Origin of the sequence: Hydrogenophaga sp., assembly GCF_035481345.1 — a bacterium.
Taxonomy (GTDB): domain Bacteria; phylum Pseudomonadota; class Gammaproteobacteria; order Burkholderiales; family Burkholderiaceae_C; genus Hydrogenophaga.
In genome coordinates this window covers 1-13,135 of the sequence record NZ_DATIGV010000031.1, presented here as the reverse complement: position 1 = coordinate 13,135, position 13,135 = coordinate 1, and the positions used below count along the sequence as shown (strand labels likewise).

The 13,135-nt window shown below is 69.3% G+C and carries 13 protein-coding genes; 9 read left to right on the top strand and 4 right to left on the bottom strand.

Going from position 1 to position 13,135, the window contains the following annotated elements; all coding sequences use genetic code 11:
- The coding region (locus tag VLG41_RS03210; RefSeq protein ID WP_325347956.1) for a LysR family transcriptional regulator at positions 1–919 on the bottom strand (919 nt) is incomplete at its 3' end.
- Between the two features lie 136 nt (positions 920–1,055).
- On the opposite strand from VLG41_RS03210, the gene VLG41_RS03205 reads away from it, so the two are divergent.
- Both VLG41_RS03205 and VLG41_RS03200 read left to right on the top strand, forming a co-directional pair.
- Positions 1,056–1,610 (top strand): carboxymuconolactone decarboxylase family protein, encoded by a 555-nt coding sequence (locus VLG41_RS03205; RefSeq protein WP_325347955.1) that lies wholly within the window; start codon positions 1,056–1,058, stop codon positions 1,608–1,610.
- Positions 1,611–1,615: 5 nt separating this feature from the next.
- On the top strand, positions 1,616–2,596 hold the full coding sequence (locus tag VLG41_RS03200; RefSeq protein ID WP_325347954.1) for a DMT family transporter: 981 nt from the start codon (positions 1,616–1,618) through the stop codon (positions 2,594–2,596).
- 4 nt (positions 2,597–2,600) lie between these two features.
- On the opposite strand, the gene VLG41_RS03195 is transcribed toward VLG41_RS03200, so the two are convergent.
- Entirely contained in the window at positions 2,601–3,806 is a 1,206-nt protein-coding gene (locus VLG41_RS03195; RefSeq protein WP_325347953.1) for a tetratricopeptide repeat protein, read from the bottom strand.
- A gap of 123 nt (positions 3,807–3,929) precedes the next feature.
- Here VLG41_RS03195 and VLG41_RS03190 point away from each other — a divergent pair, with 123 nt between their 5' ends.
- Entirely contained in the window at positions 3,930–4,187 is a 258-nt protein-coding gene (locus VLG41_RS03190) for an SWIB/MDM2 domain-containing protein (protein WP_325347952.1), read from the top strand.
- 50 nt (positions 4,188–4,237) lie between these two features.
- Here the strand turns inward: VLG41_RS03190 and VLG41_RS03185 are convergent, their stop codons facing one another.
- A complete protein-coding gene (locus VLG41_RS03185; protein ID WP_325347951.1) occupies positions 4,238–5,002 on the bottom strand; it encodes an enoyl-CoA hydratase in 765 nt (254 codons plus the stop codon).
- Positions 5,003–5,108: 106 nt separating this feature from the next.
- On the opposite strand from VLG41_RS03185, the gene VLG41_RS03180 reads away from it, so the two are divergent.
- Positions 5,109–7,448 carry a patatin-like phospholipase family protein gene (locus tag VLG41_RS03180; protein ID WP_325347950.1) on the top strand — a complete coding sequence of 780 codons (2,340 nt, stop codon included), beginning with the start codon at positions 5,109–5,111 and terminating at the stop codon, positions 7,446–7,448.
- 19 nt (positions 7,449–7,467) lie between these two features.
- Here VLG41_RS03180 and VLG41_RS03175 read toward each other — a convergent pair whose 3' ends face one another.
- On the bottom strand, positions 7,468–8,274 hold the full coding sequence (locus VLG41_RS03175) for a thioesterase family protein (RefSeq protein ID WP_325347949.1): 807 nt from the start codon (positions 8,272–8,274) through the stop codon (positions 7,468–7,470).
- A gap of 193 nt (positions 8,275–8,467) precedes the next feature.
- On the opposite strand from VLG41_RS03175, the gene VLG41_RS03170 reads away from it, so the two are divergent.
- The 5 genes from VLG41_RS03170 (at position 8,468) to VLG41_RS03150 (ending at position 13,124) form a co-directional block, all read left to right on the top strand.
- Entirely contained in the window at positions 8,468–9,253 is a 786-nt protein-coding gene (locus VLG41_RS03170) for an ABC transporter ATP-binding protein (protein ID WP_325347948.1), read from the top strand.
- A 1-nt stretch (position 9,254) separates the two neighbouring features.
- Positions 9,255–9,962, top strand: a complete 708-nt coding sequence (locus tag VLG41_RS03165; protein WP_325347947.1) for an ABC transporter ATP-binding protein — start codon at positions 9,255–9,257, stop codon at positions 9,960–9,962.
- Positions 9,963–10,014: 52 nt separating this feature from the next.
- Positions 10,015–11,229, top strand: coding sequence for an ABC transporter substrate-binding protein (locus VLG41_RS03160; protein ID WP_414652428.1), 1,215 nt, complete (start codon positions 10,015–10,017; stop codon positions 11,227–11,229).
- Between the two features lie 19 nt (positions 11,230–11,248).
- A complete protein-coding gene (locus VLG41_RS03155; RefSeq protein ID WP_325347946.1) occupies positions 11,249–12,136 on the top strand; it encodes a branched-chain amino acid ABC transporter permease in 888 nt (295 codons plus the stop codon).
- A gap of 97 nt (positions 12,137–12,233) precedes the next feature.
- A complete protein-coding gene (locus tag VLG41_RS03150) occupies positions 12,234–13,124 on the top strand; it encodes a branched-chain amino acid ABC transporter permease (RefSeq protein ID WP_325347957.1) in 891 nt (296 codons plus the stop codon).
- The last annotated feature ends 11 nt before the right edge of the window (positions 13,125–13,135 follow it).

The following is a 13,135-nucleotide window of genomic DNA, read 5'->3' as shown; positions in this document are numbered from 1 at the left end:
GCGGCGGGTCAAGCCGCGCCGCGACGTGGTCGCCGAACGCGCGCACCTTGGCCGACTGGCGCCGCTGCACCGGGCTCACCAGGTGGATGGGCAGGTCGGGCGAGCGCCAGCCCGGCAGCAACTCGATCACCTGGTGGTTGCGCGCCTCGACCCCGAACAGCCAGCAGGGGGTGTGCGCCACGCCCAGCCCGGCGAGCACGGCCTCGCGCACGACCTCGGAGTTGTTGCATTGCAGCCGCCCCGTCACGGCCACCGTCTGCTGCGTGCCGGGGGGCTGGCTCGCGCCTTCGCCGGCGGTGAACGACCACTGGTGCCGCGTGGCCAGGCCGGTGTACACGATGCATTCGTGCGCCAGCAGGTCCTGCGGCTCGCGCGGGGAACCGGCCCCACCCGCGCAGCGCGACAGGTACTCGGGCGCCGCGTACACACGCCTCACGGTGGTGCCGACGCGGCGCGCCACCAGGCTGCTGTCGGCCAGCTCGCCGATGCGCACCGCCACGTCCACACCCTCTTCCACCAGGTCGATGAAGCCGTCGTCCAGGCGCAGGTCCACGCGCACGTCGGGGTGCAGGCGCAGGAACTCGGGCAGCAGCGGCATGATCTTCAGCCGCCCGAAGGCCACCGATGCCGCCACGCGCAACCACCCCTTGAGGTGCTGCGCGCCGTCGCGCAACTCGGCCTCCGCCTCTTCCACCTCAGCCACCAGGCGCCTCGCCCGCTCGAAGTAGCGCTCACCCTCGTCGGTGAGCGCCAGCGATCGCGTGGTGCGGCTCAGCAGGCGCGCGCCCAGGGCGCGCTCCAGCGCGGCCACCTGTTTGCTCACGGCGCCTTGCGTGCTGCCCAGTTCGCGCGCCACCGCCGAGAAGCTGCCGCGCTCCACCACGCGCACAAAGACCTGCATGCCGGTCAGGCGGTCCATCGGTGGCTCCTTTCATTCCTGTTTGGAATTTGATTTAGGCCGTCGCGCAGTCTACCGGCAGATTCACGCATCAATCACAGTGCATTCCACGCCGCGCGACGCCCCTTCCACCCCGACAAGGCTTCAGGAGATTGACATGACCACCGCCACCACCGCCCTCTTCACCGTGCCCTCGCGCGACGAGGTCAGCCCCGTCAACCAGGCGCTCTTCGACAACCTGCAGAAGGGCCTGGGCAAGGTGCCCAACCTGTATGCCACCCTGGCGCACTCGAACCAGGCGCTCTCCAGCTACCTGGCGCTGCAGAACGCGAAATCGTCCATCACCGGCAAGGCCCGCGAGGTCATCAACCTCGTGGTGAGCCAGTACAACGAATGCGAGTACTGCCTGGCCGCGCACACCGTCATCGGCAAGATGCACGGCTTCAGCGACGCGCAGGTGCTGGAGATCCGCGCGGGCCGCGCCAGCTTCGACCCCAAGCTCGACGCGCTGGCGCGCTTCACGCGCCGCGTCGTGGAGACCCGGGGCCACACCAGTGCCGAGGACCTGCAGGCCGCGCTCGACGCGGGCTGGACGCGCGAAAACGTGGTCGATGCGATCGTGACCATCGGCGACAAGGTGATCACCAACTACCTGCATGGCGTGACCCAGGTGCCCGTGGACTTCCCGGCCGCGCCGGCCTTGAAGGCCTGAGGCACATGGCCTGCACGAACGCGAATGCCGTGCGCCCCCTCGCGGCACCCGTTACCGCACCGACCGCGCCGTCGCTGCCGGCCGGTGCGGCGCTGGGCGACACGGCCACCTTGCGGCGCGGCATCGCCGTGGGGCTGGTGGCCGCGAGCATCGGCGCGCTCTACACCGTGTTCGCGCGCTGGGGCGTGGCGCAGGGACTGGCCGCGCAGGACATGACCGTGCTGCGCTTCGGCGTCGCCGGCCTGCTCACGCTGCCGGTGCTGTGGATCGCGCTGCGGCGCGACGCCGCGGGCCTGCGGCGCCGCTGGCGCGCCTGGCTGGCGGTGAGCCTGCTGGCCGGCCCGCCCTTCGGCCTGTTGATGTTCGGCGCGCTGCAGTGGGCGCCGCCCAGCCACGCGGCCGTGTTCCCCTTCACCGCCATGAGCGTGATGGGCACGCTGCTGGCCATCTGGGTGCTGGGCGAGCGCTTCACGGCGCGCAAGGCGCTGGGCATTGGCGTGGTGGTCGGCGGCCTGCTGGTGCTCTCGGGCGTGTCGCTGGGCAGCCTCACCCCGCGCGCCTTGCTGGGCGATGCGATGTTCCTGCTCGCCGGCACGTTGTGGGCCGGCTTCGGCATCGTCATGCGCCGTGAGCGGTTGGACCCGCTGCTGGCCACGGCGGTCATCTCGGTGGTGGCGCTGCTGACCTACGTGCCGGCGTACTTCGCCTGGGCCGGCACCGAGCGGCTGCTGTCGGCCGCGCCGTCCGTGCTGGCGGTGGAGGTGCTGGTGCAGGGCGTCATCGCCGGTGCCGGCACGCTGTACACCTATTCGCGCATGGTGGCGCTGCTGGGGCCGTCTCGCGCGGCGGTGTTTCCCGCGCTGGCGCCGGGTATCGCGGCGCTGATGGCCTGGCCGGTGCTGGGCCACGTGCCCCAGGCCAGCGAATGGCTGGGCCTGGGCATCGTGATGGCGGGGCTGGTGATCACGGTGCGGCCGGGGCGATGAAGGCTCAAGCCGTCGCCCGCTGCAGCCACGCGTACCACCCCATCACCGGCCGGCCCTGCTCCTCGCGGATCGGTCCGGCCTCGATGGCCTGCACCGCCAGACCGTGCGCGGCGGCCAGGCGTTCAATGAGCTGGCGCGAGTGCGCGTAGCGCAGGCTCGGGCGCAGCTGCAGGTCGCGGTCGGCGTCGGCCTGCTCCACGCTGAAGGCGAAGCTGCCGCCCGGCGCGAGGCGCGCGGCGGCGGCGGCGAAGACCTCGTCGAGCGGGCCCACGTAGATGAAGACGTCGGCCGCGACGATGAGGTCGACCGGTGCCGCGCTGGCGCGCAGGAAGCCCAGCAGGTCGCCATGCGCCACCTCGCGGTAGACGCCGCTGGCGCGGGCGCGCTCGACCATGGCGCGCGACGCGTCCACGCCATCGACGGCATCCGCGTGCGGCGCGATGAGCCGTCCACACAAGCCCGTGCCGCAGCCCAGGTCCAGCGCCAGACCCAGGCGGCGGCCATCGCTCAGCAGTGGCTTGAGCAAGGTCTCGGGCGCGGCGTATTTGAGCTGCGCAAGCAGGTGGTCCTGGAACTCGTCGGCGTACTGGTCGAACAGCGCCCCGGCGTACACCGGTGGTGGCGGCGGCGGATCGCGCAGGTCCTGCACCGCGGCGAGGAAGTGGCGGTGCAGCGCGGGCTCGCCGCCGTGCTTCAAGGCTTCTTCGTAGCAGCGCGCGGCTTCTTTCAATTGGCCGGTTTCGCGCATCAGGTGGCCGCGCTGGCTCCAGACCTCGGGTTCGCGCGGGTCGATGGCGAGCGCGTCGTCGAGCGCCTGCAAGGCCTCGCGAAGGCGGTCCTGCCGCAGCTCGCATTGGGCGATGGACAGGAACAGACCAGGCACCTGCGCGCCCAGCGCGATGGCCTGGCGCAGCGCGTGCGCGGCGCCGGCCCACTGGCCTTTGGCCTCGCGGCTCAGGCCCAGTGCGGCCCAGGCGTCGCGGTGCGTGGGGTCGGCGAGCAACGCGGCGTCGAGTTGCCTGATGGCGGCGTCCCATTCGCCCAGGCGGCACAAGGTGACGCCCAGGTTGGCCAGCACCGAGGGCCGCCCCGGCACGAGCGCGAGGGCGGCCTCGTAGTCGGTGCGCGCGGCGGCGAGGCGGCCCGCTTCGAAATGCGCGTTGCCGGAGAAGAAGTGCGCCTTGGCGCGTTCGGTGGTGTCGTCGGACATGGCGTGGCCTGCGAGGGAACAACCGCGCATGCTAGGCGATGCCGCTGACAGCAGGTCGGACTCAAACCCACCTGCCTGAGGGCAAGCACCCTAGAATTCCCGTTTTCAATGGACGAGACATCGATGACCACTGCCAAAAAGCAAACCGCGTTCAACCGTGCCCTCAAGCCCAGCCCCGAGCTGGCCGCCGTGATCGGCTCGACGCCTCAGCCCCGCACCGAAGTGGTAAAGCTGATGTGGGAGTACATCAAGGCCAACAACCTGCAGAACCCGAAGAACAAGCGCAACATCCTGGCGGATGCCAAGCTCAAGGCGGTCTTCGGCAAGGATGAGGTCACCATGTTCGAGATGACCGGCCTGGTGGGCAAGCACCTCAGCTGACAGCGGCCACGAAGGCCGGGTGGGCGCCCGCCCTGGGCGTTCCCACTCCCTCAGACCTTCGAAAAATCCGGCTTGCGGCGCTCCATGAACGCGCCAAAGGCCTCCTTCGCCGCCGGCTCGCGCAGCATGCGGCCGAAGCTCTCGCCTTCCTCCGCGATGGTCTTGAGCACCAACTCGCCCTGCCCCTTCTTCATGAGCCGTTTGGTCTCCACCAGTGAGCTCAGCGGCTTGGCCGCGAGCTTCTTCGCCACCGATTGCGCATAGTCGTTGGCCTCGGTGGGCGGCAGCACGCGGTTGACCAGGCCCACCTCCAGCGCGGCCTCGGCCATGAAGGGCTCGCCCAGCAGCAGGGCCTCGGCCGCCCGGTGATAGCCCAGCATCTGCGGCACCAGCAGGCTGCTGGCGGCCTCGGGGCACAGGCCCAGGTTGACGAAGGGCATGGAGAAGGCAGCGTTGTCGCCCGCATAGACCAGGTCGCAGTGGAACAGCAGCGTGGTGCCCACGCCCACGGCCGGGCCGCACACCGCGGCCAGCAGCGGCTTGGGAAAGGTGGCGATGCCCTTGAGGAAGCGGAACACCGGCGAGTCCAGGCCGGCCGGCGGCTTGTTGAGGAAGTCGCCGATGTCGTTGCCGGCGGAGAACACGGTCTCATGCCCCTGCAGCAGCACCACGCGCACGGCGGCATCGTCCACCGCGCTGGCCAGGGCGTCGGCCATGGCGCCGTACATGGCCGAGGTGATGGAGTTCTTCTTGTCGACGCGGTTGAGGGTGACGGTGCGGATGCCGGCTTCGGTGTGGACGAGGATGTCGCTCATGGTCGTTCGCTGGAATGGGTTGAGAACAGCAGCCGGGCAAGTTACCACGAAGGCCCCTGGCGCGCCCTAGACTTGCCTCCCTCGACCTGTCTCTCACACGACGCTCATGCGCCTTCGCCTGCACCGTCCGTCGCGACCGCCGTTCCTGCTGCTGCTGCCGTTCCTGTTGCCGGGCCTTGGCCTGGCAATCGCCCCGGCCCATGCGCAGGACAAGCTGCCGCAAGCCCAGGAGGCCCCCACGGCCCGGCCCGCGCAGACGCCCCTGCCTCCTCAGCCACGCCCGCGCGTGGCGCTGGTGCTCTCGGGCGGCGGCGCGCGCGGTTTCGCGCACGTGGGCGTGATCAAGGCGTTGGAGGCCGCGCGCGTGCCGGTGGACCTGATCGTCGGCACCTCCATGGGCGCCATCATCGGCGGCCTGTACGCCAGCGGCATGACGGGCGAGCAGCTCGAGCGCGAGATCCTGTCGGTGGAGTGGAACGGCCTGTTCAATACGCGCCAGCCGCGCCAGATCCTGTCGCAGCGGCGCAAGGAGGAGGACTTCGAGCTCTCGCCCGTGCTTTTGCTCGGGTTTCGCGACGGTGAGTTCCGCCTGCCCACGGGCGCGGTCTCCTCGCGCTCGCTGGAAATGCTGCTGCGCCGCTACACCCTGCCCACGCGCCACCTGAGCAGCTTCGACGCGCTGCCCACGCGCTTTCGCGCGGTGGCCACCGACATGGAGACCGGCCAGGAGGTGGTGATGGACCGCGGCGACCTGGCCGCGGCGCTGCGCGGCAGCATGTCGGTGCCGGGGGTGTTTTCGCCGCTGGGGCTGGACGGGCGCATCCTGGGCGACGGCGGCCTGGTGAACAACCTGCCGGTGAGCGTGGCGCGCGAACTGGGCGCCGACGTGATCATCGCGGTCAACATCGGCACGCCGCTGGCCGGGCGCGAGACGCTCTACTCGCTGGTGGGCATCACCACGCAGATGGTGCACATCCTCACCGAGCAGAACGTCAAGGCCAGCATCGCCATGCTCACGCCGCGCGACCTGCTGCTCACGCCACCGCTGGGCAAGCTCACCTCGGCCGATTTCGACCAGGCGCAGGCGCTGGTGCAACTGGGCAACGAGTACGGCCAGACGGTGAACGCCGCGCTGGAGCGCTTCTCGGTGGGTGAGCGCGAGTACGCCGCCTGGACGCAGGCGCGGCGCACGCAGAGCGAGCTCAACGCCACGCGCGTGGGCACCATCGCGGGCATCCGCTTCGAGGGCGTGGACGAGGCGCGCGCCGAGCGACTGGGCGTGGGGCTGGAGCACCTCAAGGGCCAGCGCGCCGACGTGGGCGTCATCGAACACGACATGGAGGCCCTGGCCGCCAGCGGCGACTACGAGCGCGTGGACTACCGCCTGGTGCGCGACCCCGACAGCGGCGGCGAAGACCTGGTGGTGGGCCTGCGCGAGAACAACTGGGGACCCAACTACCTGCGCGTGGGCATCGACCTGCGTACCGACTTCCGCGGCGAGGGCGCGTTCAACCTGCGCATCAGCCACAACCGGCACTGGCTGACGCCCAGCGGCACCGAGTGGCGCAACCGCGTGCAACTGGGCGAGACGCTGGGGCTGTACTCCGAGATCTACCAGCCGCTGGGGCTGCGCGGCGACACCTTCGTCGCGGGCTACGGCGACATCACCGTGCGCAAGGTGGACTTGTACGACAGCGAGAGCCGACCGCTGGCGCGCATCCAGCGCGAGTCGCTGCGGCTGGGCGCGGACATCGGCTGGCCGATCGGCCGTCAGGGTTCGGTGGGCGACATGCGACTGGGCGTGATCACGAGCGCGCGGCAGTCCGAGTTGGAGCTCGTGCAACCGGGCTTCGGCATCGACTCGCAAGTGCTGGACGTGCACTGGCGCGAGGCCGGCGTGCGCGCGGCCGTGATGGCCGACCAGCTCGACTACGCCAACTTCCCCTCACGCGGCTACCGCGCGTTCGGCGAAGTGGTGGTGGGCAAGCGCCACGTGCGTGGCGGCGAGCGCAGCAGCTTCGCGCGCGTGGAAGGCTCGTTCACGGGCGTTCGCAGCTTCGGCGAACACACCTTCAACATGGGCCTGCGCTTCGCGCACGCCAACAACATCCCGATCGGTGCGATCGACGAGTACTCGCTGGGCGGCTTCCAGAACCTCTCGGGCTTCCGCTCGGGCCAGGTGGCGGGCAACTACCTGGCCTTTGGCCGCCTCACCTACTACCGCCGCCTGCCCTGGAACGTGGGCATCGCGCGCGCGCTGTTCGTGGGCGGATCGATCGAGGCCGGCAACGCGTGGCTGGACCGGCGCGAGGTGTCGTTCAGCAACCTGCTGGCGGGCGGCAGCCTGTTCGTGGGCGCGGACACGGGCATTGGCCCGCTGTACCTGAGCGTGGTGAGCGCGCCCAAGGGGTTCACGGGGCTGTACCTGTTCCTGGGCCGGCCCTGAACTCGCCCGCGCCCGGCGCCTACTCCTTGTAGTAGACGACCTGGTGCGTCGTCGCCAGCAGCACGCCCGCCTGGCTCCACAGGTGCGCGCGCTGGTCGAAGTAGCCGTTGCGCAAGGCGCTGGACTCGGCCTGGCCGATGAGCCAGCCGTCCCCCACCGCCGCGAGTTCGGCGCTGCCCGCGTGGAAATAGACCGTCATCGACACGGTGCCCGCCGGCACGCGCGTGGCGCGGCGGCGCCACACGCGCGGGTAGAACACGTCGCACAGCGCGGTGAGGCTGGTGAAGTCCAGGGCGCGCGGCGGCTCGTCCCGCACCCACAGGACGGTGCGGCTGTTCTCTCCTTCGCCGTCCCACACCCGCGGGATGGGCCCCTCGGCGAAGCGCATGTCGTAGCGCTTGACCCATTCCACCGCGGCCGGCAATTGCGGGCGCCCCAAGCCCGCGGGTGAGAGCACCTGCGGCGCGCGCACTTCCTGCGCGCCCCAGGTCTCGCGCCGCGTGGCGGTGAGCGCGGTGGCCGTGAGCACCGTCTCGCCGGCCTGCTCGATGCTCACCGCCCAGTGCTGCGTGGAGCGGTTGGTGCGCACCGCCTGGGCCTCGACCTCGAAGGCGCCGTCGGCGAGCGCGGCGCAGAAGTTGACGGTGAGCGCCACCGGTTCGCCCAGGCGATCGGGGTGCAGCAGGATGGCTTGCAGCGCGGTGGCCGCGGTGACACCGCCGAACGGCCCGACCATGTTGGCCCAGGCCGGATCGGTGCGGCCCGCGCAGCGGCCCGGTGCAAGGGTGTCGAGCGCGATGGCCCGGTCGAAAAGGTGCTGGTTCATCGCGGGCAGTGTGCACCAGCGGCGTGCGCCCCCGCGCGACTGTCGGCCGGCTGACAGTCGCCGGCTGTTGCCTGTGTGACAGCCGGCGCCGCCCAAGCTTGCAGCAGCCTGAATTCCATAGCAGCGCAGCCATGCTCCGTGGGGTTTCCCCTCATCCTTCATGCGGGTGGCATGCCCACAATGCCCCTCCTACATGGCAACGAACACCCACAGCGACTGCATCCTCGAAGCCCGCGGACTGGTCAAGGAGTTCAAGGGCTTCGTCGCCGTGAACGACGTGAACCTGCGCGTGCAACGCGGCCAGATCCACGCCCTCATCGGACCCAATGGCGCAGGCAAGACGACCGTCTTCAACCTGCTCACCAAGTTCCTCATCCCCACGCGCGGGCAGATCCTCTACAACGGCGAGGACATCACCGCGCAGAAGTCCGCGCAGGTGGCCCGCCGGGGCATGGTGCGCTCCTTCCAGATCTCCGCCACCTTCCCGCACCTGAGCGTGCGCGAGAACGTGCGCATCGGCCTGCAGCGCGCCACGGGGCAGTCCTTCCATTTCTGGAAGAGCAAGAAGGTGCTGGACAACCTGGACGCGCGCGCGATGGAACTGCTGGAAACGGTGGGCCTGGCCGAGTTCGCCGACTGGGTGACGGTGGAGTTGCCCTACGGCCGCAAGCGCGCGCTGGAGATCGCCACCACCCTGGCCACCGAGCCCGAGCTGATGCTGCTGGACGAACCCACGCAGGGCATGGGCCACGAAGACGTGGAGCGCGTGACACAGCTCATCAAGAAGGTGTCGGCCAACCGCACGGTGCTGATGGTGGAACACAACATGAACGTGGTGTCCAGCATCGCCGACACCATCAGCGTGCTGCAGCGCGGCCAGGTGATCGCCGAAGGCGACTACGCCACCGTGTCGGCCAACCCGCAGGTGCTGGAGGCCTACATGGGCAGCGCCGAAGCGCAGTTGCAGGGAGCCCATTGACATGGCCACCGAAGAACTGCTCAGCCTCAGCGGCGTGAACGCCTGGTACGGCGAGTCGCACATCCTGCATGGCGTCGACCTGAAGGTGCACCGCGGTGAGGTGGTGACCCTGCTGGGCCGCAACGGCGCGGGCCGCACCACCACGCTGAAGTCCATCATGGGCATGGTGGGCAAGCGCACGGGCTCCATCCGCCTGTTCGGGCAGGAGACGGTGAACATGTCCACGCACCAGGTGGCGCGCCTGGGCCTGGGCTACTGCCCCGAGGAACGCGGCATCTTCGCCAGCCTGAGCTGCGAGGAGAACCTGCTGCTGCCGCCCGTGGTGGCCGACGGCGGCATGCCGCTCGACGAACTCTATGGTCTGTTTCCCAACCTCAAGGAACGGCGCAACAGCCCGGGCACGCGCCTGTCGGGCGGTGAGCAGCAAATGCTTGCGGTCGCGCGCATCCTGCGCACCGGCGCCAAGCTGCTGCTGCTCGACGAGATCTCCGAAGGCCTGGCGCCGGTGATCGTGCAGACGCTGGCGCGCACCATCCGCACGCTGCGCGAGCGCGGCTTCACCATCGTGATGGTCGAACAGAACTTCCGTTTCGCGGCGCCGCTGGCCGACCGCTTCTACGTCATGGAACATGGCCGCATCGTCGAAGGCTTCTCCGCTGCCGAGCTCGACGCCAAGATGGGCATGTTGCACGAGTACCTCGGCGTCTGAACAACGCCGGGTGGGTCTTTCCACGTTCACACTGACTGAAGGAGACGACGACATGAAGAGGATGACGACGAAGCTGCTGGCCACCGCCGCCGCGGCGCTGCTGACGGCGGGGGCTGCGCAGGCGCAGATCTCCGATGGGGTGATCAAGATCGGCGTGATGAACGACATGTCCGGCCTGTACGCCGACATCGGCGGCCCGGGCTCGGTGCTGGCCGCGCGCATGGCCGTGGAAGACTACGGCGCCGCCGCCAAGGGGCTGAAGGTCGAGGTCGTTTCGGCCGACCACCAGAACAAGCCCGACGTCGGCTCCACCGTGGCGCGCACGTGGTACGACGTGGAGAAGGTCGACGCGATCTTCGACGTGCCCACCTCCTCCGTGGCGCTGGCCATCAACCAGATCACCAAGGAAAAGGGCAAGGCCTTCGTCAACACCGGCGCGGCCACCTCCGACCTGAGTGGCAAGGCCTGCAGCCCCAACACCGTGCACTGGCTGTACGACACCTGGATGCTGGCCAATGGCACCGGCAGCGCCATCGTGAAGACCGGTGGCGACACCTGGTTCTTCCTGACCGCCGACTACGCTTTCGGCCACGCGCTGGAGCGCGACACCGAGGCGGTGGTGCTCAAGAACGGCGGCAAGGTGCTGGGCAAGGTGCGCACGCCCTTCCCGGGCAGCGACTTCAGCTCCTTCCTGCTGCAGGCCCAGTCATCCAAGGCCAAGATCATCGGCCTGGCCAACGCCGGCGGCGACACCATCAACAGCATCAAGCAGGCGGCCGAGTTCGGCATCGTCAAGGGCGGCCAGAACCTGGCCGGCCTGCTGGTGTTCCTGCCCGACATCCACGGCCTGGGCCTGAACACCGCGCAAGGCCTGGTGTTCACCGAGACCTTCTACTGGGACCTGAACGACCAGACCCGCGCCTGGAGCAAGCGCTTCGCGGAGCGCAACGGCGGCAAGTACCCCAGCGCCGACCACGCCGGCGTCTACGCCGCGGTGCTGCACTACCTGAAGGCGGTGGAAGCCGGCAAGACGGACGACGGGACCAAGACCATCGCCAAGATGAAGGAACTGCCGACCGACGACCCGCTGTTCGGCAAGGGCACCATCCGCCCCGACGGTCGCAAGATCCACCCGGCCTACCTGTTCGAGGTCAAGAAGCCCTCGGAGTCCAAGGGGCCGTACGACTACTACAAGGTCCGCGCCACCATCCCCGCCGACCAGGCCTTCCGTCCGCTCAAGGACGGCGAGTGCCCCCTGGTGAAGTAAGCGAGAGGGTCCACAGAGCATGACCGAGATCTTCGGCATTCCCACCGCGGCCCTGTTCGGGCAGTTGCTGATCGGGCTGATCAACGGCTCGTTCTACGCCCTGCTCTCGCTGGGGCTGGCCGTGATCTTCGGTCTGCTCAACATCATCAACTTCACGCACGGCGCCCAGTACATGATGGGCGCCTTCGTGGCCTGGCTGCTGCTCAACAAGCTGGGCATCGGCTACTGGTGGGCGCTGATCATCGCGCCCATCGTCGTCGGCATCACCGGCGTGCTGATCGAGCGCCTGATGCTCAAGCGGCTGTACAAGCTGGACCACCTCTACGGCCTGCTGCTGACCTTCGGCATCGCGCTGATCATCCAGGGCCTGTTCCGGCACGAGTACGGCTCCTCGGGCCAGCCCTACGCCATCCCGTCGCAGCTCATGGGCGCGCAGAACCTGGGCTTCATGTTCCTGCCCAACTACCGTGGCTGGGTGGTGGCGGCCTCGCTCATCGTGTGCCTGTCCACCTGGTTCGTCATCGAGCGCACCAAGCTCGGCGCCTACCTGCGCGCGGCCACCGAGAACCCCACGCTCGTGCAGGGCTTCGGCGTGAACGTGCCGCGCATGATCACGCTCACCTACGGCTTCGGCGTGGGCCTGGCCGCGCTGGCTGGCGTGATGGCCGCCCCCATCTACCAGGTCAGCCCGCAGATGGGCTCCGACCTCATCATCGTGGTGTTCGCGGTGGTGGTGATCGGCGGCATGGGCTCCATCATGGGCGCCATCCTCACCGGCTTCGGCCTGGGCATCATCGAAGGCCTCACCAAGGTCTTCTACCCCGAGGCCTCCAGCACGGTGATCTTCGTGATCATGGCCATCGTGCTGCTGATCCGGCCCGCGGGCCTTTTTGGAACCGAGAAGTGAAGCCGCGATGAGCAGCACGACCACCACCATCGCCCACGCGGGCAGCGTCCACAAGGCCCCCGCCGGCAACTCGTCCCTGGTCATCGCCTTCGCCATCATGGCCGCGTTCTTCCTGATCGCGCCCGTGGTGGTGTACCCGGTGTTCCTGATGAAGGTGATGTGCTTCGCGCTGTTCGCGTGCGCGTTCAACCTGCTCATCGGCTTCGGCGGCCTGCTGTCCTTCGGGCACGCCATGTTCCTGGGCGGCGCGGGCTACGCCTCCGCACACGCGGCCAAGGTCTGGGGCTTCACGCCCGAACTCGCCATCCTCTTTGGCACCTGCTGCGCGGTGCTGCTGGGCGTGGTGGTCGGCGCCCTGGCCATCCGCCGCCAGGGCATCTACTTCGCCATGATCACACTCGCGCTGGCGCAGATGGTGTTCTTCTTCAGCCTGCAGGCGAAGTTCACCGGCGGCGAGGACGGCATCCAGGCCGTGCCGCGCGGCCAGCTCTTCGGCCTCGTCGACCTGAGCCAGCCGCTGGCCATGTACGCGGTGGTCTTCGTGGTCTTCATCGCCGGCTTCCTGCTGATCTGGCGCGTGGTGCACTCGCCCTTTGGCCAGGTGCTGCAAGCCATCCGCGAGAACGAGGCGCGCGCCACCTCGCTGGGCTACGACACCGACCGCTACAAGCACCTGGCCTTCGTTCTCTCGGCCGGCCTGGCCGGCGCGGCCGGCGCCACCAAGGCCATCGTGTTCCAGCTGGCCTCGCTCACCGACGTGCACTGGAGCATGTCGGGCGAGGTGGTGCTGATGACCCTGCTGGGTGGCATGGGCACGCTGTTCGGGCCCGTGGTGGGCGCGGCCATCATCGTGTCGATGCAGAACTACCTGGCCCAGCTCGGCGCCTGGGTCACGGTGGTGCAGGGCGTGATCTTCGTGATCTGCGTGCTGGCCTTTCGCCGCGGGGTGGTGGGCGAGATCGCGAACCTGATCAAGAAGCCGCTCTGAGAGCGGCCCGC